Here is a 24,766-nt window from a genome sequence, read left to right as displayed (position 1 = left end):
CACTTTAGTCTTCATCAGAAAGTTATTTACGTTTATGCTTTTGAGTGATGGCTATTATAAAGCAAACAGGAGAATGAATGACAAAGCTCAGGGTGAGAGCTAGAGCAGTTGATATGCTGGGCCGGCAGCAAATTGCTGGTATACCTACAGCTATCCACGAGTTATTCAAAAATGCGCATGATGCTTATGCGGAGCGAGTAGAGGTCGACTTTTTCCGGCGTAATCGAATACTGGTGCTACGAGACGATGGCTATGGCATGACCCGTGATGATGTCGAGAACCGTTGGCTTACTTTAGGTACAGAATCCCGCCTTAACGCAAATAAGAATCCCGACAGAAGCAAAGAATGGCGTGGCCCTAATAACTTGCCCGTTAGAGCCATCATGGGTGAAAAGGGGATTGGTCGTTTAGCTATTGCAGTAATTGCCCCTATAACACTTTTAATGACAAGGGCAGCTCGTCCCGACGGTTTGCACAATTTAGTAGTTGCGTTAGTGCATTGGGGTTTGTTTGAACAACCGGGCTTGGATATCAGTGAAATTGATGTACCTATTTCCGAGTTTGAATCTGGCTCGTTGCCAACTAACGCAGACATAGCAGACTTAGTAAGCAAAGTTCGAAATAATTTATCTAGTTTAGAAGAACAAATAGAGCCATCTTCATACAGTGAGCTAGTCGCTGCTCTGGACAAAGTAAAACAAATTAGCCCAGATGTGTTAGATGGTTATCTAAACAAAGAACGCGAACAGTCCCTCTCTCTGAGCGGAGATGGCTACGGTACTCAATTTATTTTGTTGCCTGTTGCGGCTGAACTTGATGACGATATTGATGGTGGCTCCGACAAAGATTCATCCAAATTAGAGCGCAATTTACTTGGTTTTTCTAACCTAATGGCAACCGATAAACCTGTTATTAAGACCGAATTTCGAGACCACGCTATTGATAGTGTAGAAGAGCGGATCGGACCCAAAAGCTTCTTCAGTCAACAAGATTTCGAAAAAACTGATCAGTATTTTGAAGGTGAATTTAACGAATACGGCCAATTTACTGGGACTGTTTCGATTTATGGAAAGCCTAGGCAGTTCGTATGCAATTGGACAGATGGGAAAGGTAGGTTAGCCCGCTGTGGGCCATTTTCATTTAAATACGGATATGTTCAAGGAAGGGTATCGGAAAGTAAGCTATCACCAGCAGACTTCACGGAGATGGATAAAAAGACAAACAGAATTGGTGGTGTTTACATATATCGCGATGGTATTCGTGTATTGCCATATGGGAACTCTGACATTGATTGGCTAGACATTGAAAAACGCAGGACCCTCAGTGCAACAGACTGGTTTTTTTCATATCGTCGTGGTTTTGGTTACGTCTCAATCAGTCATACAGATAATAACACACTAATCGAAAAAGCGGGTCGAGAGGGCTTTAGAGAGAATTTTGCTTATCGAGACTTTCGGGCCATTTTAGTTAACTTCTTTCGTCAGCTGGCCTACGAGTTTTTTAGAGATAGTTCACCACAAGGTGAAGACTTTGCTGAAAACAAGGCTTTTTTAAAAGCTCAAAATGATTTGTTAAAGAAGCAACAAAAAAAAGCAAATAATAGACGTAATGAATTTGATGAGTCATTAAAAGAGTTTTTTAATCTTTATAATGAGCATTATTTTGAATCAGAGACTAAACAGTTAATTACATCTGTTACGGAGCAGCTTGCAAAATACGAATCGGACTTAGCACCAAATGAATTTGCATCAGCAGTTCGAACGCTGGAAATATCAGCTAAAAGCAAAATTAGAAGATTAATTACGCAAACTTCTCTAGCTCTGCCTCGCGGTCTAGCATTAACCAATCGCCTGAAGAAAGATTGGATTGCCTTCGAAGCTCAGTCTAATCAAATCAAACAAGAGTTAATTGAACCGACAAAGATTGCGTTAGAGCAACTTATACAAGATGCGCTACAAGGTAAGGTTGCGTTTCATGATCGCCGACTATCTGCACTACAAGAAATTGAGCATGCAAAGGAAAGTACAGTTCGGGAGCTGGCCAGCCTACGTAAAACCACCACTGAAGCATTAGGCGCTATGCAATATGCGGTTCGAAGTGTATTGAAGGAAGAATTTGCTGAGCTACGAGTAAATATTGAACAATTAGTAGATGACTTTACTCGCCGTTCAGCCGAGTCACCTGAGCAGCTGCAAGCAGTGCGTACGGAAGTTGAAGAGAAAATTGAGTATTTAAGAAGCAAAGAAAAGGAGCTGCTGGATTCTTTAAAGCGGCAAATGACTGAGCTAACTGAAGAAATAAAAGCTCGTGAAACTCTCGATGATCGATTTGCCGCGATAGAAGCTCAAAATCTGTTACTTTCGGAGCAAGTCGAATTTTATTCTGAGTTTGCTCAAATGGGTATGTCAGTTGGCATTCTGCAACATGAGTTTGAAAGCGCCACCCGCGGAATTCGAGTCTCTATGGCAGATTTAAAACCATGGGCTGACAAAAACCCGCCACTAGCGCCAATTTATCAGCGATTACGTAGCCATATCGAACACCTTGATGGCTACCTAAAAGTACTTGATCCACTCGGCCGTCGTCTGCATCGCTCAGCAATAGAGTTATCCGGCAGTGAGATATTAAACGTTGTATATGGTGTATTTAGCGAACAATTAAAATCTTCAAATATCTCGCTGGAACCAACTTATGCCTTTAGAGGCTTTAAATTGAAATGTCGCTCCTCTGCTTTATTGGGCGGCTTCATTAATGTGATAGACAATGCGATTTATTGGCTAAATAGCCGAGCACAGGGGGAAAAGAAGATCTTCCTTGATGCAGATGAGAGCGGTTTCCTTATTTCTAACAACGGGCCTGGAATCGAAGAGCGATTAAAAGAACGTATCTTTGATTTTGGTGAAACAACCAAGTCCGGTGGCCGAGGCATGGGCCTAGCTATTACTCGAGAAACATTGCGCCGAGAAGGCTTAAATATAGAACTTGTTAAAACGGGGTTAGAACAACAACCGCAATTTAAGATTTATGCACAGGGAGAGTCTGATGAGTAGGAATGCATCGCCTCAGCAAGCTTGGCAAAAACATGTAACAGGTGCCGTTCGTAAGTTTTTAAAAACTGCTGTGGTGATTGACAATCAACCGTCTATTGATACGAGGATTGAAAGCAGTGGGGCTTTATCGGAGTCGAAGGGAATGGGAGATGATGCTGGAATTCTTGAAGCGCCAAATAGCGCTGTGCAGATGGATACTGCCAGTGACATAAATATTCGTAATGTCACTGATGCATTTATCGCTGAGGGAATCGCTTGTGCTCTCGTGCTGCCTGATGATGGTGATGATAATGATGCAGAAAAAATAAAGCGGTCTTTAGATGCAGCTAAAGTTTCTGATTTAGTTGTTATAGATTGGTATTTAAAAGATAAAGATTCTTCATTAACACTTCAAATATTAGAACAAATAGCTCGTTCAGACGTTGAGGAAAAAGGGCGGCTACGCTTGGTTTGTGTCTATACTAGCGAACAACTATCAGCCAATATTTTTGAAGATATTATAAAAAAATTCTCAGAAGGTGGTATTAGGTTTTCTTCGGCGTGCAACGAAAAATTCTGTGCGATATCTAATAATACTCTTGTTCTATTAACAAATAAAAGTGATGTCCCTGTCACCCAACTCCCTAATTTACTAATTAGAGAATTTACTCAGCTTGCAGATGGTTTGATACCATCATTTGCCTTAGCAGCTGTCGGGGCAATTAGAAAAAACACTCACCATATGCTTACGCGATTCCATGCCTCATTAGACTCCGCTTATGTCTCGAATCGATTGATCACTAATCCGCCGGGTGATGTGACTGAGCTCATGCGAGAGCTACTAGTTGCTGAATATGATAATGCGATAGGGTTAGATCGCGTGGCAGATGAATTTCTAGAAAATGACACTATTACTAAGTGGCTGGAGAATAATAAAGAGTCAATAAAGCCAGCTTCTTACAAAGACAAAAAGAGTAGAGAAATTGAAGTGGATTTTGTCGCATTGAATGCGATGTTACAAAAAGGTGTTGGTGACAAAACATTTGTGATTAGAAAAGGTCAGGAAATTTCTTTTCCTGAAGAATGTAGGGATTCAGTTTCAATTACTCTTGCAGGAGGCCCTGACGCGGCAAGAGACGCTGAAAATGAATTTTCTCGTTTGGTTGCTTTTAGTCGAGAAGCGAATGGAACTACAACAAGATTATTGAACCAAAATTGGCGGCCATCGATTACTACAGGGACAGTATTAAAATACTCTATCAGCGGCGAAGATAAATATTTAATGTGTTTTACGCCAGCCTGCGACACTCTTAGAATTGAGAGTGAAGACCGGCCTTTTGTTTTCATTGAGGGCTCTATGTCTGACAAACCATATAACTTAGTTATATCTACCTCGGGCGATAAAAATATTGGTGTTTACTTCGATAAAAAGCACCCAGTAGTGAAAACATTTTGCTTTGCACCGGATAAAAAAGTGAAGAGAGTTTTAGGTACGAAAGACGAGCAGGGTGATAATTTGCTATTTAAGTTCAAATCAACCGGACAGAATTCAACCGAGTTTGAGTGGGTCGGTGAAATTAGGTATAACAGAGCCGTTAGTGAAATGGCAGCGTTAGCTAACAATTGGATGAGAATAGGTATAGTTGATTCAGAGTATCTGCGCCTCTCAGCAAAAGGAAACTTTAGTTTTAGTTAAGCTATTTTAGTCTTCGAAGATAAATCGCATCCCTCAAGGACTTCACTTCATATTACAGACGAATTTTAACCAAGGGTGAGTTGTATAATGTTTGATGTATATGCAGATGAACTTAAAAAGCTTAATGTTGATAGGTCGTCTGGTAGAGCTAAACCTCATAAAGTTTGTCTTTTATTCGCTGTATTTGATCTTATCGAAGATAAGCAAATTGTTGATAACCGAATTTTTTTAAACGATGAACTGAAAGCACGTTTCACTCACTACTTTGGTAAGTTTCGTGCTGATGGTGATAGAAATAATCCTTATCTTCCTTTTTTTCACTTAAGAAGCTCAAGTTTTTGGCATCACAAACTGCGCTCTGGCGTGAAATACAATCATAGATATTCAGTAAGTGATAAATCGCTGAATACGAACGTCGAATACGCTTATTTGAATGAAGATCTCTTTGCTTTGTTAAAAAATGAAAAGCAAAGAAATGCTCTTAGGCAATGTTTGTCAGAGAACTTTGCTGAGTTGGGTGATCAATTTAGGCGTTGGGCTGTTGAAATTGGTAAAAGTGAAAAGACTGCCAAGAATTACGTTTCAGCTTTAAAAACCACGATGCCCAATTGGATGAAAAGTTTAGGGCATGATACTGGTTCTATTTTTGAGCTGGGCTCACTCGCAGAATTCAAGTCGCTCGAGCAGAAACTGCGTGAGACTAGCATTTTCCAAGAAAGGGACTTTACTGGAAAGAGAATGTATTCAGCTGCTCTAAAGGCCTATGGAGATTTTCTGTCAGACACTACTCAGGTGCAATTGCAAGAAGACATTGACTATATTCTCAAAGATGAAACAAAAACGGTGACTGAGAAATCGGTGCTGGTAAAAGCGAGAATTGGCCAGGGAAAATATAGGCAAGACCTTGTTGACCTATGGGGCAAGTGTGCGTTGACTGGTTTCGAAAACAGAGATTTTTTGATTGCTTCTCATATCAAGCCATGGCGCGATTCTTCAGAAGCTGAAAAGCTTGATAAATACAATGGACTTTTGTTGGTTGCTAACTTAGACAGAGCTTTTGACAAAGGTTACATTTCATTCTCTGATACTGGGGAGATTTTGATTTCTGAAGAGCTTGAGGAATATACAAAATTGGGCATAAACTCATCCGGCAATTTGCACATGCACCAGGAGAGTCGCGAATATATGCTTTATCATCGAGAAATGATATTTCGCTGATTATACTTGTTGGTTTAAATGCCAGGAATATTCACCTTACAAATTCTGCATAAAGCGGATAACAATATCTGATTATTCCGACCAGTTGCACTTTGCATTTTTACCGCATTGTTCGTATCGTGCTGAATGTAGATTACTTTATCTGGTAAGTGCTGAGTAAACTAGCAAGGAAGCAAACCCTTTGTCCGAGAACATTAAATACTATTCAACTCACGCAGAAAAACTCATTGATCAATATAACAGCGTCGCGTTTGAAAAAGTACATCAGGAATGGCTATCTGAAATTCCTGAGAAGGGCTTTGTGCTGGATGTCGGCGCAGGTTCGGGCCGTGATGCTCGGTTTCTTGCTGCCAAAGGATTGAGTGTGGTTGCCGTTGAGCCTGCTGATGGTATTCGCGAACGCGCCCAACAATACGTGGTTAATCAGCCGATACACTGGCTGAACGATAAGCTGCCAGAGCTTGCTCAGGTATTTAGTCTGCAAACCAAATTTGATCTCATCTTACTCAGCGCAGTGTGGATGCATATTGCGCCGTCTGAGCGGGAACGATGCATCCGTAAGTTAAGCAGTCTGCTCAAAGCCAACGGAAAAATCATTATCTCTTTGCGGCATGGCGCGTGCCATGACGAGCGCACTATGTATAAGGTATCGGCCGACGAGCTGGCTGGTTTTGCCCGCAAGTTTGGCCTGTCACTTCGCTTGCTGAGTGAACAGGTTAATGCTGACGAGCTGGGTCGCGATGATGTTTACTGGCAAACCGTAATCCTCACTTTACCCGATGATGGTTCAGGGGCATTCCCGCTGCTGCGAAACATCATTGTGAATGATAGTAAATCCTCTACTTACAAAGTGGCCTTACTGCGCACCTTGTTAAGAATTGCTGAAGGCCATCCCGGCGCTGTGCTTGAACGCACGAAAGAGCACGTAGTATTACCGGTGGGTTTGGTTGCACTTTACTGGATTAAGCTATTTAAACCGCTGGTCGATCACTTTCAAATTCCGCAAAGCAGTAACCGTCAAAAAGGGCTGGGTTTTGTAAAGGAGGACGGATGGCAGGAGTTGCGTTCATTTACGGCTAACGACTTTTATATTGGCGCTACTTATTTAAATGGCGATATTGCTAGGGCGGTTCACCAAACTCTGAAAGACGTTACCTCAACAATACGGGATATGCCCGTACGTTACATAACGTTACCTGGCAGTGCTGAAGGGGTGTTTCATGTTGAGAGTAAACGTACAACAAAACCGTCAGGGGGGATCGTTATTGATGTCAGCTTCTTAGCGTCGTTCGGTCGCTTTTATATTCCGGTAAATATCTGGGACTCCATGGTCAGATTTAGTGTGTGGATAGAGCCTTCACTGGTCAATGAGTGGGCCGCACTGATGCGTACTTACTCCTCTAGTAATGCAATGCAGTTTTCTCAATCTGAACTGCTGAAAGCGTTAACCTGGGAAGATCCGCGCAGAACAACAACGCGCGTAAGAAGTCGGGTTATTGAGTTACTAAAAGGCGATGGAGTTAACTGCTGCTGGTCGGGTACAAAACTGAGAGCTGAAAGTTATGCTGTCGATCATGCTATGCCATTCTCTCGCTGGCCTAATAACGACCTATGGAATTTACTCCCCACAAAAACACAGATAAACACCAAAAAAGCAGATAAGTTGCCCAGTTCAACGCGGTTACAACACAGCAGACAAATCATTACCGACTGGTGGCAACAAGGCTGGACTGAAAATGCGGATGAGTTTTTTATCCAGGCGAATCTGGCGCTGCCTAACTTACCCGATAGCAACCGCAGCTTTGATGATGTATTCGAAGCGTTCACGATGCAGCGAGACAGAATTAGAGATTTTCAGCAACTCGAAGAGTGGTGAGCCAACTGGCAGGAACGAATATGAAGGGAGGCAAGCCACAAAATAAATCATCATTTCGGATGAAACATTACTTCTAATGTGATTCGGAATAAATAGCGGAGCTTTCCGTTATCCTTTCAGAAAAGTCGTTATTTTGCGCAGGCATGTGATCGTGCGTTCGGTTATGACCTCATCCACACAATCTTTTCCAACCTTGGCCAACAAATCGAAGGGCTTGGCACTATCGGCGCCTAAGCGGTCTTCCATATGTTCTCTGATAGCGCTTGTATCCGGCAGCAAATTATCAAAATAAGCATTTACAGCGTCTCCCTGTATTTCAGCTCGTTGCATAGGCAGGCTTAGGGAGATTGCGCGGCCTCCCTCTACCTCTAGCCAGTCAGGGTCGTACTTAAAGCTCATGCGTCCATTTTTTAAATACAACTCACCCACAGGAAATCCGTTCATGGAGCAATAGAGTGTGCGGGTATGTGATTTTCGTCCCATCAGAATCTCAGTGATTTTTTCGCGAGAGGAGTAGTCAGTGTGGACACTTCATCCCTTGGCAGGTTGTCGACCCTCAATTCTAAGTCTAGTGACGCACAAAGTTTGATGAGCATATCCACCGAGACTTTTTCAGGCTTGGTTTCACAGTTAGAAATATCCCGTTGATATACGCCAAGGCGTTTTGCTAAATCAGCTTGAGTCCATCCTTTGGCTTTTCTACTGTCCTTGATAATGGCGCTAAGATCCCTGGGCGTATTAATTTTCATGTTAGTCTCTTATACCGATATGTGTATAAAATAAAAATATACGTATTAGTGTATAAAATTACTATATGCGTAAATCCGTATACCACCGCTTTCCTGTGCTTGATGCTCTTAAAGCCGCGATATCTTCGTCAATTTCTGACGAACCAGAAGAATTAGCAGCAATAGCTGTGAAAGTTAACACCAAAGAAGTTATTAAGCCTAAAACCAGTCCTTTGGTTAAAGTAGCGATGCCAGGAACTGTGTAAAAGGCACAATATCCTGTTTGACGCTGGCCGTTTCCAACGCTTGCATATATTCATCTCTTCGCTCGACAGGTACGACTGTCCAAGGGTAACCACCAGATGCGGCCATTACATTCATGATGAATCTTCCCATTCTGCCGTTACCATCAAAGTAAGGGTGGATGTACACAAAAATGAAGTGCCCCAGTACCACTCTGACGGCTGCATTTTCCTCTTCTGCGAGCAAGTCAAACAGTGTCGGCATCATGTCGCGAACCGCTTCTCTGCTTGGTGGAGTATGCATAGACTGGCGAATATAGACAGGCCCTGACCGGTAACCGGCCAAGTCCGATTGTTTAATAATACCTGCGGCCACACTAGGGCCAAATAAGGCGAGATACCAATCGCTGTGTGCCTGTTCCAAAACATCGCCAGGGTTCTTACCTTCTAATACCGCTAACACTGCTTTTTTAACTTCCTGAAACGTATCCCAGTAGCCTTTGGCAGCCATGGCATCTAAGTGTTTTTTATTCTCGTTTGAATCTTCAGCTTGCCAGTTGCCAGAGCGAACCAGTTCAATCAATTCGCGAGTCACCCGATAGCCTTCAATAGACAGTGAGTGGTAGGCGTCTGTGACGTATTTGTCTTCCACTTCGGCCATGTAGGTTTTTATATCGATTGTTTGGTGTGGTTGTTCTGGAAAATTTGCGATAACAATTTCACGCATTTGTGCCCACATTAATCGTATGCGATTAACATAGGGTGATACATCACGACGACCAAAGCTCACTTGCACTTTCTCTGCGAAGGGGTCAGCTTCTTGCACTTTCAAATCGGCCGCTTGCATGCCCTTTAAGATATTGTCAGCAATCAGATCCCGGCCAATATTTCTAAAAGCCCCCACCAATCGGCCGGCAATTACGCTGTGATTACCGGCGAGTAAAACAGACAATACGTCGGATGCATCTGTCACCATCGATAAGGCAGTACGCATTTGAATGGGCGCATTTTGAAACTGATTCGCCGAAGAATATACAAGCGCTGCCGCTAAGCTGTATACATTGAGCCCATCCAAATTTTCAATGTGTTCTGCGGCGGGCATGTTCAATCTGACATCAAAAATCGAGGTATTATGCAGAAAGGCGGTGGGTTTATTATTGCCTTTGGGCGAGCGCACGAGCAATTGCTGAGGCACGGTTCTATCGCCGATATGCAGGCTAATTGATTGCTCAGGTGATAAACACCAGGCATTATCGAAACGTTCCGATAAATAAGCGCCGCAAAAATCCCAGAAAGAAGTATACCAAGACGTACTGTCGCCCGGCTTTTCATCAGGCATCACCGGTATGTACCAGCCTCGGATGACTTCGCGAATAAATCCATGCTTCAATAGCCGCTCTCGATGCACTCTGCTGAGTTGCTTTGACTGGATGGCAACAACCCCAGACGCTTGAAGCTGTTGTAATTGCTCAAGCGAATCTGCAAGTTTTTGTGATATGTCATTCATGTGCGCTCCAACTATTACTCGTGATACTTATCAGTTATCAATCCGCACCTCTAGGTTTTAGTGTTATATCATTTGTAGGTTTTAATGTCGCACGTTTTATAGTTTTTAATGATTTGTTGTTTTTAGGTTTTAATGCTTATTAGCTTGAAGAAGGTATACAAGAGTCAGCGCTTTCGAGCTATGGCCGCAGGATGTGTTTTGGCATAAGTTGTTTTGAGTTGTGTTTGTGTCACCTCCAAACAGAATTGCGCGGTAGACAGAGGCCTGAATGCCAGGCCATGATTGCCTAAAAACACCGTTGTTCCCGATTTTAAGTTCATCAATTCAGGGCGAACATGTTCACAGTAAGCTCAGAGCCAACTCGCCGTTAAAACTGCTCTGGGGCAGGACAGTGGTAGCAACTTCTCTGTTATTCATGCGATTTTAACTGGAGAGCACACTCTCTCATCGATATAGTACATCCCTTTAGCGTCTAACCTTTAAACCAATAGTCTAACCCGTGTTTAAATACATAAAATGTTTGGTTTGCTGGTCTTCGTTTTCTAGCGCCCTGGGAATTTAAGGCTTTCCTATTCATGAAAATCATCCACACCTCTGACTGGCACTTAGGTCAGTCATTTTTTACCCAAAGCCGTAAATACGAACATCAGTGCTTTTTGTCGTGGCTCCTGGCGTTGATTGCGCGTGAACACATTGATGCGCTGATTGTGGCCGGGGATATTTTTGATACCGGCACACCGCCCAGCTATGCCCGCGAAATGTACAATCAGTTTGTGGTGGATATACAGCAACTTGGTTGCCAGTTGGTGGTACTGGGCGGCAATCACGATTCTGTTGCCATGCTGAATGAATCAAAGCCCCTGCTGGCGCGGTTAAACACGCATGTGATTGCCAGTACGGGGTTAGAGTTGGATGAGCAGGTGGTTGAGTTGCCCGCTCGGAATGGTAACCCTGCCGCGATTTTATGTGCGGTCCCTTATATTCGCCCCCGTGATGTGTTGCAAAGCCAGGCCGGTGAATCCGGCACCGATAAGCGCCAGGCGCTTGGGGAAGCCATTAAAGCGCACTATGCCTCGTTGTATGCCCGGGCCGTGGCAAAACGTGATGCCGCAGGGGGCGAGTTACCCATTATTGCTACCGGCCATTTAACGGCGCTTGGCGTAACCAAATCAGAAAGTACCCGCGATATTTACATCGGCACGCTGGAAGCCTTTGCGGCGGATGGCTTTCCACCGGCGGACTATATTGCCCTGGGGCACATTCATCGCCCGCAGATGGTGGCCAAATCTGAACATATTCGTTATAGCGGATCGCCTATTTATTTAAGCTTTGATGAGCTCAATTCCCGCAAACAAGTGGTAATGGTGGAGTTTAACGGGGCGGCGCGTAAGTCCATTACGCCAGTGGATGTGCCGGTATTTCAGCCCATGACAACCCTTACCGGTAATCTGGCTCAACTTGAACAGGATATTAAATCGCTTGATACCGCGGGCGACAGGCCAACCTGGCTTTGCTTACAGGTGGATAGTGACGATTACCTTTCGGATTTACAACAACGTGTGCAGGCGATGATCGACGGGGTAAACGTTGAGGTGTTGCAGCTTCGCCGGGTTCGCAATAAACAGCGTCAGATGCTCTCGCAACAAAAAACCGAAACCCTGGCAGAATTAACCCCAACCGAGGTGTTTGAAAAACGCCTGGAAATGGAGCATTTCGATACCGATGAAGCTATCGCCAGAGCAGAGCGCATAAGAGGCCATTTTGCGCAAATCCTGTCGGAAGTTGAGCATCAGGAGGATAACGTATGAAGATCCTGTCGCTACGGTTAAAAAACTTAAATTCCTTAAAAGGCGAGTGGAAAATTGATTTTACCGCCGCGCCGTTTACCCAAAACGGCCTGTTTGCCATCACTGGTCCCACCGGGGCGGGTAAAACTACCATCCTGGATGCCATCTGTTTAGCGCTTTACCATCAAACGCCCCGGTTGGGGCAACTGTCTGCCAATACCAATGAGATCATGACCCGGGGCACCGCCGAGTGTCTGGCCGAAGTAGAATTTGAGGTAAAGGGCAAAGCCTACCGGGCATTCTGGAGTATGCGCCGGGCGCGCAATAAGCCCGAGGGTAATTTGCAACCCGCCGAAACTGAGCTGGCCGAAGTAGCTACAGGCAAGGTCATCACCACCAAAATTAAACAAAAAGCCGAGGAGGTAAAAGCGTTAACCGGGCTCGACTTTGGCCGCTTTACCAAATCGATGATGTTATCCCAGGGTGACTTTGCAGCCTTTCTTAATGCAGAGGAAGGCCAGCGTGCAGAGTTGCTGGAAGAACTGACCGGTACCGAAATTTATGGCCAGATCTCCAGGCGTGTGCATGAGCATCATGCGGAATGCAAAAACGAATTAAGTGTGCTCGAAGCAAAAGCGGGTGGCTTTGCGCTGTTAACGGATGAAGAAAAAACTCAGCTCAATGAGCAAAAAGCGCAGCTACAGGCAGCGCAGACGGCGTTAGTGTCGCAATCTTCTGCCTTACAGGCACAGCTAAAATGGCTGGAAAATACCGACGCTGCCAAGGCCAAAGCGCAAGCGGCAAACCACAATAAAGCGCTGGTGGATGAGGCCATTGAAAACGCCAAAGCGGATTTGGCTAAACTGGCCCACAGTGAACCTGCTGAGCAATTGCGGTTGCCATGGGAAATGCTTAAAGCCATCAAGGCAGACGTATCAAGATTAACCGCTGAAGTGGCGAGTAAAACCGCCCTTAAGCCTACTTTCGAAGCGCAATTAAGTACGGCCACTACCGCTTTATCGGAGGCGGAGCAGAAATTTACCGCCGCCCAGGAGAACGCCCGGCAGCAAGAGCAGTTAATCACCGAGCAGGTACTGCCGCTGGATAATAACATCGGCGCGCAGCAGGAAAAACTCGAAAGCCTTCAGCAACAGTTACACCAACACCAAAGCGAGGCGGCTAAGTTCCAGGCGCAGTTAAACGATGCCAATGCCGCCATAAAACGCCTGCAAGCCAATTGTGACAAGGCAAAACAGTATTTAGATGCGCATCAATCGGATGCGGTATTGAGCGACTGCTTACCTGATTGGTCTTTACAGCTACAAACCGTCAATAGCGCCGGAAAACAGGCACTAAGCTTTGAAAACGAGCTGACTGAGTTGCGCTCAAAGCAAAAGGCGTTAGATACCGACAAGGCCAGGCTTGTCGCCGCCCAGAAAGCCGCAGAGGAAACATTAAGCGCCGCCAAAACACACATGGAGGCAAAACATAGCGCATGGCAAACCTTGCTGGGCACAACAACAGAAGAGTCGCTGCAAAACCTATTAGACGCGGGGCGCAGCAAGCTAAGCGCCCTGGATAGAGCGAGAGGCGTACAGCAACCCTATTTGCAGTGTCAGGATAAGCAGCAATCGCTAACGCAAGAGCTGGAGGGCGTTAAACAAAGCGTTAAAGGCTTAACAGCCAAACGCGAGTCATGTGTGGTTGAGTATAAAAAACAACAAGAGCGCGTGCAGGATATCGCCCGGCTAATCAGTCAGGAGGAAGCGCTGGGGGCGTACCGTGCGTTACTTCAGCCGGGCGAAGCGTGCCCCCTTTGTGGTGGCAAAGACCACGCGGTGGATGTGGCCGCGCTGGATATTCCGGATACCGTTGAGCGCAAGCAACAAGTCGAGCTGGAACTACAGCAGATTGAAGCCGCGGGCACACAAGCAAGGCAGGATCTTGAGGCCAGCATTCGACATCAGCAGGAGCTTGAATCAACCCTGAAGGATACTGCGCAAAAGCTAACGGAACACACTGAATCATGGCAACAGGTGCTGGTGAATCTGGGGGCATCGATAGAGATTGCTGATAAAGCGGGTCTCGATGCGCTGGAAACCACCCTTAATAAGGATGTGGAGTCATTACAACATCGAATTAAACACATCAGGCAAGCTGCCAGCGAATACCACACAGCAAAAGAAGGTGTTGATGTGCAACAGCGGGAAGCCGACCGGATTGGCACAGACGTGAAGGTATTAGCGGAGAAAGAAGCCAGCAATACTGATGCGCTCAGCACTACGGAAGCGAAGTATCAGGCTGCAGTGACTGCCCAAAACAACGCCCTTGCTGCATTGCTGCAGCAAATCAAAGCGAAAGGCTTTACGCCCGACGAACAGGCGTTGCCAGAGTGGATAGCGTTGAAAAAGGCCGATAGCGCTGAATATCTAAATCAAACGAAAACCTTTGAACAGCATCAGCATGCAATGGTGATTGAGGAGAGCAAAGCGAAGTCGCTAAGTGAAAGACTTGCAGAAGAAACAATGCGAGCAAATACGCAGCAAGGTGAGTGTAACGCATTAAACACGGCGATAAGCGAAATGACCGCAGAGCGCCATGCGTTATTTGGCGATGCCAGTGTTGCCGAGGTTCGCAATGCGATGACCCACAGCGTTCATACACTTGAACAGGAAAAAGCGCTACGCCAACAGGAACGAACGCAGGCCGACAAAGCCTGCTCTGCTCATCTCTCGTTGCTCGATTCTTTAGTACAGAGTTTATCCCGGCAATCAGACGTGCAGGCTAAAAAGCAACAAGAGTGGGATGCGGTGTTTGCAGCCAGTGTCTTTAACACCCATGCTGATTTTGAAAATGCCTTATTGCCGCAGGACGAGCGCGAGCGGCTGTCTGCCATAAAACGTGATTTAGACAGCAAGCTCGCCAGAGCCAATACCCTACTGGAGGAGTCGGCAAGCCGGTTAAGCGAACTCAATAGTGAAGACAAAGCGGCCGAATGGTCAGCCACCCCTAAAGATCAGGTGTCAGCTGAATTAGCCGAACGCCAGGCAAAGCGTGACGAACTGATTGCACAAAAAGGGCAGGTGGAGCAGCGTTTAAGAGCCGATGCGGAGCAGCGCGAAAAGCTCAAAGACCTCACCGCTGAGATTGAAAACAAGCAATCAGAGTTTGATGATCTGAGTTACCTGCAGGGGTTAATCGGCTCGGCCAGTGGCGACAAGTTCCGCAAATTTGCCCAGGGGTTAACCCTGGATAACCTGGTGTATCTGGCCAACAAACAACTCGATAAACTGCACGGCCGCTATCTGCTAAAACGAAAATCCGGCGAAGGGCTCAACTTAAGCGTACTCGATACCTGGCAAGGCGATGTGGAGCGGGATACCAAAACCCTCTCGGGGGGCGAAAGCTTTCTGGTGAGCCTGGCTCTGGCGTTGGCGCTGTCTGATTTGGTGAGTCACAAAACCAGTATCGACTCACTCTTTTTAGATGAAGGCTTTGGTACGCTGGACTCAGAAACCCTGGATATTGCGCTTGATGCGCTGGATAACCTTAATGCCACCGGCAAGATGATAGGGGTGATCAGTCACGTTGAAGCCATGAAGGAACGTATCCCCACCCAGCTGGTGGTAACTAAAAAGAGCGGGCTGGGCACCAGTGAACTGGATAAACAGTTCAGAGTGAATGGTCATTGATTTGATAACCGCTACCGTTTGCGGAAGCGGCTACTGCTGCAGCGTTGCGAGGGAGCTCTCTACGTCGATAACTGGATTTCTCAATGCAGTACGCTGCCGCTGGGCACAGCACGCAAGCCTCGAATACCACCGTGAATTTAGCCAAAGGTTAGCTTTATCGAATTAAAGCAGTCAAATCATTCAAAATAAACGATCCTTTCTCAGCACCGCAGGTATTGGTGAAAAATAGACAATAAAAAGTTACACGCTGTTTTATTCAAACGAGAAAAATCACTATGAAAAAAATATACGCTTTTACACTGACAGTGTTTATTCTTGCCACCTTTTCAAACACAGCGTTAGCACAGCCTGAGAATAATGCCCTGGTACCGCTTCCTTCCTTGGATGATTTTACAAAAGGAAAAGATGGGTGGGCATTCGGACTTGGCCTTGGCGTTGAATATGAAACGGCATACGAAGGCTCAGATGAATTTGGTTTAGAACTACAGCCTGCTGGCGCCGTTCAGTGGCGAAACGGGAATAACATCTTCTACTTTGCTGGAGAGGCGTTTGGTTGGCGCGGTCTTCGCGATGACAAATGGTTATTGGAAGCCTTGCTTGGATTTGAGGAGGGACGTGAAGAAAGTGATTCCGACGAGGGGTATCTTGATGGTCTGGGTGATCAAGATGAAGGTTTCGAGTTGGTCTTACAAGCACGACGAGCCTTTACCTCCGATTGGCGCTATTGGCTTGTGGGTCGTGTTGTTACCGGAGGTGATGGGAATCTGGCATTATTTGGCGTAGGTCGTCGTTTTGGCGAACAACAAGATGGTACCGGTCATGAAGTTAATCTGGTTGCCGTTTTTCACGACAGTGAATACGCCAACAAAGGGTTCGGGATAGATCAGGCGCAAGGAGAAGCATCCGGTTTGGATGTTACAAGCCTTAGTGGTGGTTTACGTTCAATGGGTATTGACTATAGTTTCCGCCACAACCTCAATGACAACTGCCAGCTTTATGGTGAAGCATTATTTGAGTACTACAGTAGTGAGGTTAGAGAAAGCCCCATTGCCCGAAGTGATTATGAAACAGAAATAGGCATCGGTGTTATCTATATTTTTTGACCTCCAGCATAACAAGAACCCGGAGAGTCTGCACCGCTGGACATTGAGACTATCGCAGAGAAAAAAGGGGGGCGAATTCCCCTTATTTGGACCAATTTGGATTGACTCGTGGCTTGCCATAAACAGGTAACTTTAAGCCGTATTAACCCGGCATTGTTGTGGCTATTTCATGCTGACTGTAAAGGGAAAGCATTTACCAGCGGGTCACTGCAAGCAGATGACTGGATCACCACTCATTTCCGGATTGCCTCCCAGTGAGATAAAATCACTTAAAGAGCGCGGTGGATGAACAGAAAAACCAGCCCGCGGCGGCGCTAATTCCGGTATACTCCGGGCTGATATTTAACGGTGGAGCTTTGTAATGCGTGTATGTGGTGTAGAACTGGCGGGAAATGATGCAAGCATCGCCCTACTTAATCTGGAGAATAACCTGATCCAGCTTCCGGATTGCCGCACCCGTAAATTAAGCCTGCAAAAAGCGGCTACTGCCCATGAGCTCAAGTATTTTCAGAAATCCTTCGCGCAGTTGGTACAGGATTACAAAATCGAAACCATTGTTATTCGCCAGCGCCCCATGAAGGGCAAATTTGCCGGTGGCGCCATTGGGTTTAAATTAGAGGCGGCGCTGGAGTTGCTAAACGAGGTGGAGGTTGTCGTGATGCCTCCAACTGAGATCAAAGCGGCGTTAAAAGATAGCCGTATATACATAGAATTTAGCGAGACTGGTTTAAAAGGTTTCCAGAAATCCGCGTTCGAAACCGCACTGGCTTACGTGAGTCAAGACCTGTAATTTCCGCGCTGAGCAAGTTTGCGGCGCTATCGCCACTGTTTTTAGCTGACCGATTCTTGCAGCAATGCTTTTGCCATCAGCAAGAAAATGCGCGCTGTTAACTTATGTTTCCTCAAACGGTTCATCAGTCATTATGGGATTCCCATAACACAAAGTGAAGCAACTATGTGGAACTGAAATTGGTACGGATGAGTTAATCAGTTTCTTATGAAGACTAAAAATGACGTAATTTTCATGACGGTACCGGGACATCATTTGACCCAGCTGTGCGGTAATGTTGTTGCCCTGTAAGTAAAGGGGGCAACATTGTATTACTCTGATATTCAACGTCTGGTAAAAGTCAGGTATGCCAGCCGACCTTATTGACGTCACGGTAAACGCTAATACGTTTTAATATATTTACAACTTTAGATTAAAAAATGGCGCTGAAAGAAGATTGTTAGAGATTTAAATGGTACAACAGCTTCTCCGCAGCTTATCAATGACTGGAATGTCTGCGGCTACATAATAATAAGAAAACACAAAATCACGGAAGTTTATAATGGATTATTGTAAAGCAGTCATATCCTTTTTTACCATTTCACTGTTATCTGCCTGTTCGTCTTTACCTGAGACCGCGCCCTACGATTATTCAATTTTTGACTCTTCTCAAACCGTAGCGGAACACCTTCCTGCCGAAAGTGATACGACTCACACTCCACAGCAAGCCACTAATGATAAATGCCAGGATCTGACCGAAGAGGATGAGATGTTTTACCTTTGCAAGGGGCGGGTAAAAGATGTCGGGCAGCAGCAAAAGAACCAGCAAAAAGTCATTCTGAAGTGGAAACCGTTGTAAGGAAGATTGCGTTTGTCACAGTCATTGGATGTAGGTGCCAAACACCTGAAGTATTGCCTGCTACTGGCTGGTGTTTTTATTTATATTGGATTAGAGCTGTCGTTAAACTTCAGCCTTATTGATATTTACTCACAACCGTTGGATCAGGTGTTTACTCAGCATGCTGACGCGGTTGGCCGCCTGGATTTATATGCCAGGGGATTGTCTGCGCTGGCTTTGGCGCTGTTTATTATTCCATTCATACCCTTGCCCGGTGCATTATCTGTTGAGCAGGTAAAATACAGCGAGACTGAACCCAATAACAGAGGTTCATTTTCAAGCATATGGCGGGGAGTATTCTCAACTCGCTTGTTGCCAAAAGCCTTCATTTTTGTGGCCATATGGTTAGCGTTAGTGCCAGTGCTGCGCTTGGTTATCGATGGGTTTATTGATTCTCAAGCCAGTGCAGAGATGCGACTTAGCTCAGTGCGAGCGGTCATTTTTAAAGAAGGTTATGCGGCCGGTGCTATTGAGATAGAAAATGGCCAGTCGTTTAATACACTTGCCGAGGATGAAACCAGAAGTAATCTAATTATCGCAACCATTCCATCGTTAGCTTACTTATCACCAAGCTTTAATCGCCTGATTGAGCAAAACCTCGACAACATGGCAGCTTCCTATATGAAAGGGGCGCAGGAAGCAGATTTCGATAAGTACGGTTTGCCCAGGCTCGAAGCGTTTGATGAACTTTATGAGCAGGAATGGCAACAATATAAACAAGCGAAGCGTGAATACCTCAGTGCATCAGCTAAGGTGAAAGACAATACGGCCATAGCGAATGAGGTACGGGAACACCTTTCGGCCATAAACTCCTGGCTTGTGGGTTACTGGAATCACTACAGAACGATGTCGTCTGAAAAACACCAGGATGTGTATGCAGGGTTGGCAAATCTTCCCAATATTCAGGCAAGCCACAAGGCATTTAAAGCACAGTTTGATGCCAGCGATTGTGACGCGGCCTGCAAAGAGAAAGTAAAAATTGCTCAGGCTGATGCGCTAAATAATTTTAAGTTCAGTAGTGGCGATGGTCTTGAGATATTTGTTAAGCCTGAGCATATCGACTTTGAAGACACCTGGGGGTTTTACAACGTTACGGCTCGATTAGAGGAGATCTTCAGAAAAGGTCGCCAGGCATGGCTGGATGACACCTACGGCTTTGCCGGTTTTGACACTGTTGATGAATTTAGGGCCACGGATAAGTTTCGTCAAAGAGCAATACTGGTACTGAAAGAGCGGGGTATTGAGCTGCCGCCAGACTGGCAGTTAAATCAAACCCGCATTCTCGCTGAAAAAGTAAAACAACAGTCTCAGGTAGAGGCGCAAGCCGCTGCAAAGGCTGTTTGGTTAGAGTACATTTCAGCATCGAAGTTAAAAATAGAAGCGACCACGCTGGATCGCATTGATTTTGCGAATCACCCAGCCATCGTATCAGTAGAACGTGACATGCTCGGCGAGTTCTATGTTGAAGGTTCCTCGCTTGCTCTATCACGGGATGATTATAAGAATGCGTGGCTTAAACAACAGGATAATATTTCGTTTATTCGTTTAATCACATCTACTGCTGCGGTGGCGGCATTTTCTCCTGGCGGTGCATTGTATGAGATGGGTGAAGATGCCTTTCGCCTGGCAATCATTTTACCCGCTATTATCGCCCTGAGTGTCTTCACGATTTTGGCAATGTGTGGCCGAGTCGTGGGGTATTTCTTCCGCCGGAATTGGTACTACTGCACGGTTTCTGGTGTGGTTTTTATACTGCTGCTGCTGGCGCCGGCAATATTAAATGATGACAGAATTTACCGTTCATCAATGAGTGAATTTGCTAAAAATCTGCCCAAAGAGAACAAATTAGAACAGGCGCTATACCCCTTGTACGGTGACTTCCTGGATTACAACTTATCGCTCATTAATCACTACCATGACCTGGCGTTTTTTTCTGATGTTCGCTTGGGTGAAGCAACGCCTGGAAAGTATCAACAAAGTGCAGTCTTTGGGGGGCAGGTAGTTTCTGCCATTGAAAAATTTGATAACTGGGCTGTGGAGCGGCTCTCCTGGGTGCCAGACCTTTTATTATCGCCGGAGCAGAATCATTACGACCTGCATATTGCGCTATTGCGTCGGGATAAGTCCATCGGTGTTTATATGGGCGTTGAGTTAGATGGCAATAAAGTAACAGGTGTAAAGCTGCCAAACTTCCTGGCTGATTCAGATCTGGGCGTACTACTCGAGCAGCGTTTTTTCTATCAGCCAGACCGCGTTCAGCTTGCCATGAAATTTGCCAAAGACTACAACGATGAAAACGTTTTGTTTGATATCGCCAGCGGCAAATTTGGAAAAGAAAATGCCATTGCCAAAATCGAAAGGCGGTTGATTAAGCTCTTTAATCAGCGGCCGCTTTTACTTACCGCGATGCTCAGAACTCAGGAAATTGGCCATAAAAACTTATTTCTGATTCAAACCTCTGCAGATGAAGATTACCACTGCTTCAGCGCACCGACTATTGATGTATCGAGCATCTCAGAGATCATCGCTCAGAAAAATATTGTGAATAATAAAATTGAAAATTGCAGGATGGCGATTTAATGGAGCAGATAAAAGAACTTATCGTCGATATAAAACAATATATTTTAGATAATTTGCCTACCTATGTTTTGGTATCAGCCCTGTTAATTGGCTTATTTTTTTTACTCAATCACTATGAGAATGCGCAGCGACAACAGTTAGTTGAAGCGCAGCAAACGATTGAAAGAATTAAGCTTAAATTATCGATGCTGGGAGATTAACTCATGTTTAAGGGGTCTAGTGTTTTATCTTACGGTCAAAAAGAAGAAAAAATATCGGATAGCGAAGCGTCAAAACTGAAGGACATTATGAAGTCCCGGATGCAAGCACGGCGAGTCAGGCTAGGGCTGGGGTCGCAAGATACAAAAGGCGCGAGACAAGTGACTAAAAATGAAGTGAAAAAACAAGCTAAAAACCATGATAAAGAGCCCCGCACCGGGCTACAAAAAATGGGATTTGTCGCTTTTAATATTGTGAGTCCTGTTATAGCAATAATCTTTGCCTGGCAGGGATATCAGCAGAACATGGAAAACAGCCAGAAAGTGAATGCGCTGCTGATTAAATATGAGCAAACGCTTGATAAAGCCATTGCCAGCGATAAGTCCTCTTTGTCGTCCTATCGGAAAAATGTAGAGAAAACCCTGGAAAGTCTTTCACCACAGGAACGCGACATTCTCAAAGCCGTTTTAGAACTGTCTGAAGGAGAATAACGCGGGCGTTTTTAGCGCCATCTAAAAATAATAAAATAACTAGGGATGTATTAATGTTTAAACTTACCGCTATTCTGGCATCATTGCTTTTTTCGGCGAATCTGACGGCCCAGACCTGGATAGAAGGCTCCAATGGTCAACGCTATTTATTAGGTGATCAACTCGTGTCAACCACCGCTGAAGCCTACTATTATTGCAAAAGTAAAGGGCTTGCGCCTGCCAACGCAGCACAAATGAGACGCGCTTTACGGCATGGAAAATTCACAGTGGACTTTATCAGCGTGGCGGTTAGCGAAGATTCCGAGTTACCCTTTATAAAAGACAAGTACTGGATAGCAAAACATGAGGAGCGACGGATCCGAATAAGGAATTCATCTTCATTCGACAGTGCGTTACCTCTGTGCGTAGCCGGTGAGTAATCCGCTGGGACGGGTAATCGCGGCTGTATTTACCTGTAGCAGTGTTGCTCGTTGTGAATGGGCAGGATGTTCACAACCGCTGAAGACAGCGCGTTGTTTAAATAAAAAAAGCCGCCTGAGGCGGCGTTTTTGCAATTAATCGGTATACATTGAATAGCCCCTTGGATGGGTTTCTTCCGCGCATACGATGGGTTTAAAGCAAGATAATAAGTCCATGTCTCTGTATATCGTTTTTTTGGAGCACTCAAACCCATGAGTGATCAGCTCTTCCTGCAACTGAGCAACCGTTTTATATTTCGGGTATCTCGGAATGAGAGTCTCTAATAAAAAACAGCGAATAACCCTGTCACCGGCACTTTTAACAACAGACGTACTAATCACTTTTTTCATTATTGCCTACCTTTGTTGTTGAGTTTAGCCTCCTGCTAAGTTGCAGATAGCGATCAGCCTGAGCTGTGCCTTTCTGCCTCAACCTCAATCAACGATTGAACGACATCCTGTCTTCTCGGTAGTGCATGCTTTGCAGCGTATTGTTTTTAAGTCATTAATAAGACCAGACTAAATCTATGGTTTTTTATCGATAAAGGCAACCGGTACCCTGTTTTAACGCTGCGAAATACTGGCAACGTTACGGTGCCCAGTGCAGTGAAAGTCAGGCGAAGTGCCCATCAGTGTTACCTATCTCAGCGTTATTTTTTGGTTTGGGTCAGTTTCTGTCCCGGTTCATTGTTACTTTGCAAGTCGGTTGTATTTGTCTCGATGGAGAGAGCTATGAAGACAGTAGTAAAGGGGCTGGGTGTTTTATTCATGTTGGCCAGCGTGACCGCTAACGCTGAGCTTATAAAGGATAACAGCTTTGCCGAAGCCGGTTTTAAAGACACAGCAACTGGCCTGGTGTGGATGGAATTCGGTATTAATAACGGTCAGTCATATAACTATGTAAGCTCTCAACTTGCCCCTGGTGGTGATTACTTTGGCTGGCGCTTACCTTCTGCTGATGAGGTTTATTTGATGTGGCAGAACGTGGCCAGCCTCGATAAGGTTGAAGCGGATTACGAGAGTGCTGATGAATACGGTACAGGCCAACTCTATGCCTGGGACTATAATTCTCGTGTGGTCGGTGGCGATGACTCTGTATGGGATAACACCTTTGCTGTTATGGGGGTAAACACCTTATCCGATACTGCGTTTATGGAAAGGGCTACAGCGATTGGTTTTTTCATGGGTAAGAATGGACTGGCGAGTGTTAAGTTTAACGATGTTGTGGATAAAACCGGATTTCCCGTTTTTACTTATAAAGATGAGGTCGCGCTGAGGGATAACGCAGCCTATTCAGATTTCTTTTTAGGTCTCGCGCACGAGAGTTATTCAACTCTATTGGTCCGCACAGTCAGTGTTTCTGAGCCTGGCACTTTAGTGGCGTTTGCTGCCGTAATGATTGCTATAGGCTGGCGGCGAACCCATCGCCGCTTACTTCCGAAGAAGTGCGGCAGAGTTGGTAAACTGCTGATCTTTTTGGGGTTGCGGATCAAACCTGCCACGCCTCCCGCTTAGCAAAAAAGAAATCCAGAAACACTCTTACTTTGGCCTGAACCGGTGTTGAGGGGTGGTAGTAGGCATATACTTCGGCGTCTTCCCACCAGTAATCCTGTAAAACCGGTGCAAGCGTACCTTGCTGCATGGCGCGCTTGATGTGTTCAGCGTCTGCCGGGGCGTTGATCAGGCCCAGCCCCGCTTCGGCCAGCTCCACCAAGCCCGCCACGGTTTTTATCTGGCAACGGGGTGTGGCGTAAATTGGCTCGCCGTTTTTATCCTGTAGTACCAGTATATTGCTGGGTTGGTTGTACAGATAACCTATCACCTGATGCTCTGCCAGTTTGTCCGGGTTATCTGGCGTGCCATGGGTTTGCAGGTAGGCGGGGGAGGCAAACACACCATACTGAGTTTTCCATAGCGAGCGGCGCTTTAGCCCCGGGTATCGTTCGCCAAGATAACTGCCTACCGACCAGAACACGTCATAATCATCATCGCGGATATTGATCAGCGATTCTTTCACATCCAGCGACAGGGTGAGCTCGGGATACTGTGCCGTAAATTCGGCCATCCAGGGCACCAGTGTTTCGGTGACTACCTCATTGCTCTGGCAGAGTACGCGCAACTCACCACTGACAACGGTGTTATTGGTTTGCGTCCATTGCAACAGCGCCTGATGCTGTTCCAGCAATACTTCGGCCTTTAGCTTAAAGGCTTTACCAAACTCGGTTAACACTAGCTGTCGCCGGGAACGGATGAACAGCGCTTGTTCAAGTTGTGCCTCCAGCCTGGCGATTTGTTTGCTGATGGCCATCACGGTTTTGGCTTCGGTTTCTGCCACCCGCGACATGTTGCCGGTCTCGGCCACTTTGCAAAATATGGCTAATTCTCTGGGGTTAATCATTTTTTAAACTAAAAGTATAAATAAAACTAATTTTTAATATATTTATTTAATTAATGCCAGTCTTTAGACTTGCCGGGTGGTTTTTATCAACATAAC

18 protein-coding genes are annotated in these 24,766 nt (G+C 45.5%); 14 read left to right on the top strand and 4 right to left on the bottom strand.

The genetic code is table 11. The features are described from left to right. The first annotated feature begins 77 nt into the window (after positions 1–77). The 4 genes from AC566Q_RS24095 to AC566Q_RS24080 all read left to right on the top strand — a co-directional run bounded on the left by AC566Q_RS24095 (position 78) and on the right by AC566Q_RS24080 (position 7,819). On the top strand, positions 78–3,050 hold the full coding sequence (locus AC566Q_RS24095) for an ATP-binding protein (RefSeq protein WP_499612043.1): 2,973 nt from the start codon (positions 78–80) through the stop codon (positions 3,048–3,050). Continuing rightward, positions 3,043–4,725, top strand: coding sequence for a response regulator receiver domain (locus tag AC566Q_RS24090; protein ID WP_499612041.1), 1,683 nt, complete (start codon positions 3,043–3,045; stop codon positions 4,723–4,725). Before AC566Q_RS24095 ends, AC566Q_RS24090 begins: the two co-directional genes overlap by 8 nt. A gap of 87 nt (positions 4,726–4,812) precedes the next feature. Further along, positions 4,813–5,943: an HNH endonuclease gene (locus tag AC566Q_RS24085; RefSeq protein WP_499612039.1), complete on the top strand. Its 1,131-nt coding sequence runs from the start codon at positions 4,813–4,815 to the stop codon at positions 5,941–5,943. Between the two features lie 181 nt (positions 5,944–6,124). Then, positions 6,125–7,819: a class I SAM-dependent methyltransferase gene (locus tag AC566Q_RS24080; protein WP_499612037.1), complete on the top strand. Its 1,695-nt coding sequence runs from the start codon at positions 6,125–6,127 to the stop codon at positions 7,817–7,819. Positions 7,820–7,927: 108 nt separating this feature from the next. On the opposite strand, the gene AC566Q_RS24075 is transcribed toward AC566Q_RS24080, so the two are convergent. The 3 genes from AC566Q_RS24075 to AC566Q_RS24065 form a co-directional block, all read right to left on the bottom strand. Beyond that, a complete protein-coding gene (locus AC566Q_RS24075; protein WP_499612036.1) occupies positions 7,928–8,302 on the bottom strand; it encodes a HipA N-terminal domain-containing protein in 375 nt (124 codons plus the stop codon). After that, on the bottom strand, positions 8,302–8,568 hold the full coding sequence (locus AC566Q_RS24070) for a helix-turn-helix domain-containing protein (protein ID WP_499612034.1): 267 nt from the start codon (positions 8,566–8,568) through the stop codon (positions 8,302–8,304). The genes AC566Q_RS24075 and AC566Q_RS24070 overlap by 1 nt, the downstream gene beginning before the upstream one ends. Positions 8,569–8,784: 216 nt before the next feature. Beyond that, positions 8,785–10,296 carry a Fic family protein gene (locus AC566Q_RS24065; protein ID WP_499612032.1) on the bottom strand — a complete coding sequence of 504 codons (1,512 nt, stop codon included), beginning with the start codon at positions 10,294–10,296 and terminating at the stop codon, positions 8,785–8,787. A 575-nt stretch (positions 10,297–10,871) separates the two neighbouring features. Between AC566Q_RS24065 and sbcD the strand changes: the two genes are divergently transcribed. From sbcD to AC566Q_RS24015, 10 genes are all read left to right on the top strand, one after another. Continuing rightward, positions 10,872–12,104 (top strand): exonuclease subunit SbcD, encoded by a 1,233-nt coding sequence (gene sbcD, locus AC566Q_RS24060; protein ID WP_499612030.1) that lies wholly within the window; start codon positions 10,872–10,874, stop codon positions 12,102–12,104. Beyond that, positions 12,101–15,775 (top strand): AAA family ATPase, encoded by a 3,675-nt coding sequence (locus AC566Q_RS24055; protein ID WP_499612028.1) that lies wholly within the window; start codon positions 12,101–12,103, stop codon positions 15,773–15,775. Before sbcD ends, AC566Q_RS24055 begins: the two co-directional genes overlap by 4 nt. Positions 15,776–16,050: 275 nt before the next feature. Then, the gene (locus tag AC566Q_RS24050) at positions 16,051–16,878 is read left to right on the top strand and encodes a MipA/OmpV family protein (RefSeq protein ID WP_499612026.1); all 828 of its coding nucleotides are present in this window, start codon (positions 16,051–16,053) and stop codon (positions 16,876–16,878) included. Between the two features lie 361 nt (positions 16,879–17,239). Further along, complete coding sequence (locus tag AC566Q_RS24045; protein WP_499612024.1) at positions 17,240–17,668, top strand: DUF3010 family protein; 429 nt, start codon at positions 17,240–17,242, stop codon at positions 17,666–17,668. Positions 17,669–18,209: 541 nt separating this feature from the next. Beyond that, entirely contained in the window at positions 18,210–18,506 is a 297-nt protein-coding gene (locus AC566Q_RS24040; RefSeq protein WP_499612023.1) for a hypothetical protein, read from the top strand. Positions 18,507–18,518: 12 nt separating this feature from the next. Further along, positions 18,519–21,125, top strand: coding sequence for a hypothetical protein (locus AC566Q_RS24035; protein WP_499612021.1), 2,607 nt, complete (start codon positions 18,519–18,521; stop codon positions 21,123–21,125). Next, positions 21,125–21,325, top strand: a complete 201-nt coding sequence (locus tag AC566Q_RS24030) for a hypothetical protein (protein ID WP_499612019.1) — start codon at positions 21,125–21,127, stop codon at positions 21,323–21,325. The genes AC566Q_RS24035 and AC566Q_RS24030 overlap by 1 nt, the downstream gene beginning before the upstream one ends. Before the next feature lie 3 nt (positions 21,326–21,328). Then, the gene (locus AC566Q_RS24025; protein ID WP_499612017.1) at positions 21,329–21,814 is read left to right on the top strand and encodes a hypothetical protein; all 486 of its coding nucleotides are present in this window, start codon (positions 21,329–21,331) and stop codon (positions 21,812–21,814) included. Positions 21,815–21,867: 53 nt separating this feature from the next. Continuing rightward, entirely contained in the window at positions 21,868–22,233 is a 366-nt protein-coding gene (locus AC566Q_RS24020) for a hypothetical protein (RefSeq protein WP_499612015.1), read from the top strand. Between the two features lie 771 nt (positions 22,234–23,004). Beyond that, the gene (locus tag AC566Q_RS24015) at positions 23,005–23,787 is read left to right on the top strand and encodes an Lcl C-terminal domain-containing protein (protein WP_499612014.1); all 783 of its coding nucleotides are present in this window, start codon (positions 23,005–23,007) and stop codon (positions 23,785–23,787) included. Here AC566Q_RS24015 and AC566Q_RS24010 read toward each other — a convergent pair. Further along, entirely contained in the window at positions 23,762–24,670 is a 909-nt protein-coding gene (locus AC566Q_RS24010; protein WP_499612012.1) for a LysR family transcriptional regulator, read from the bottom strand. The two genes, AC566Q_RS24015 and AC566Q_RS24010, sit on opposite strands and share 26 nt — an antisense overlap. Positions 24,671–24,766 lie beyond the last annotated feature (96 nt).

It is taken from the genome of Alteromonas sp. H02 (assembly GCF_059682525.1).
Note: the sequence above shows the minus strand (reverse complement) of the source record. Positions and strands in the feature narration are given on the sequence as shown.

Bases quoted from the DNA above. Each gene is read 5' to 3' on its own strand.
- AC566Q_RS24025 (WP_499612017.1), top strand. From the start codon at position 21,329: ATGTTTAAGGGGTCTAGTGTTTTATCTTACGGTCAAAAAGAAGAAAAA.
- AC566Q_RS24055 (WP_499612028.1), top strand. From the start codon at position 12,101: ATGAAGATCCTGTCGCTACGGTTAAAAAACTTAAATTCCTTAAAAGGC.
- AC566Q_RS24095 (WP_499612043.1), top strand. From the start codon at position 78: ATGACAAAGCTCAGGGTGAGAGCTAGAGCAGTTGATATGCTGGGCCGG.
- AC566Q_RS24045 (WP_499612024.1), top strand. From the start codon at position 17,240: ATGCGTGTATGTGGTGTAGAACTGGCGGGAAATGATGCAAGCATCGCC.
- AC566Q_RS24040 (WP_499612023.1), top strand. From the start codon at position 18,210: ATGGATTATTGTAAAGCAGTCATATCCTTTTTTACCATTTCACTGTTA.
- AC566Q_RS24075 (WP_499612036.1), bottom strand. From the start codon at position 8,302: ATGGGACGAAAATCACATACCCGCACACTCTATTGCTCCATGAACGGA.
- AC566Q_RS24065 (WP_499612032.1), bottom strand. From the start codon at position 10,296: ATGAATGACATATCACAAAAACTTGCAGATTCGCTTGAGCAATTACAA.
- AC566Q_RS24010 (WP_499612012.1), bottom strand. From the start codon at position 24,670: ATGATTAACCCCAGAGAATTAGCCATATTTTGCAAAGTGGCCGAGACC.
- AC566Q_RS24090 (WP_499612041.1), top strand. From the start codon at position 3,043: ATGAGTAGGAATGCATCGCCTCAGCAAGCTTGGCAAAAACATGTAACA.
- AC566Q_RS24020 (WP_499612015.1), top strand. From the start codon at position 21,868: ATGTTTAAACTTACCGCTATTCTGGCATCATTGCTTTTTTCGGCGAAT.
- AC566Q_RS24030 (WP_499612019.1), top strand. From the start codon at position 21,125: ATGGAGCAGATAAAAGAACTTATCGTCGATATAAAACAATATATTTTA.
- sbcD (WP_499612030.1), top strand. From the start codon at position 10,872: ATGAAAATCATCCACACCTCTGACTGGCACTTAGGTCAGTCATTTTTT.
- AC566Q_RS24015 (WP_499612014.1), top strand. From the start codon at position 23,005: ATGAAGACAGTAGTAAAGGGGCTGGGTGTTTTATTCATGTTGGCCAGC.
- AC566Q_RS24050 (WP_499612026.1), top strand. From the start codon at position 16,051: ATGAAAAAAATATACGCTTTTACACTGACAGTGTTTATTCTTGCCACC.
- AC566Q_RS24085 (WP_499612039.1), top strand. From the start codon at position 4,813: ATGTTTGATGTATATGCAGATGAACTTAAAAAGCTTAATGTTGATAGG.
- AC566Q_RS24070 (WP_499612034.1), bottom strand. From the start codon at position 8,568: ATGAAAATTAATACGCCCAGGGATCTTAGCGCCATTATCAAGGACAGT.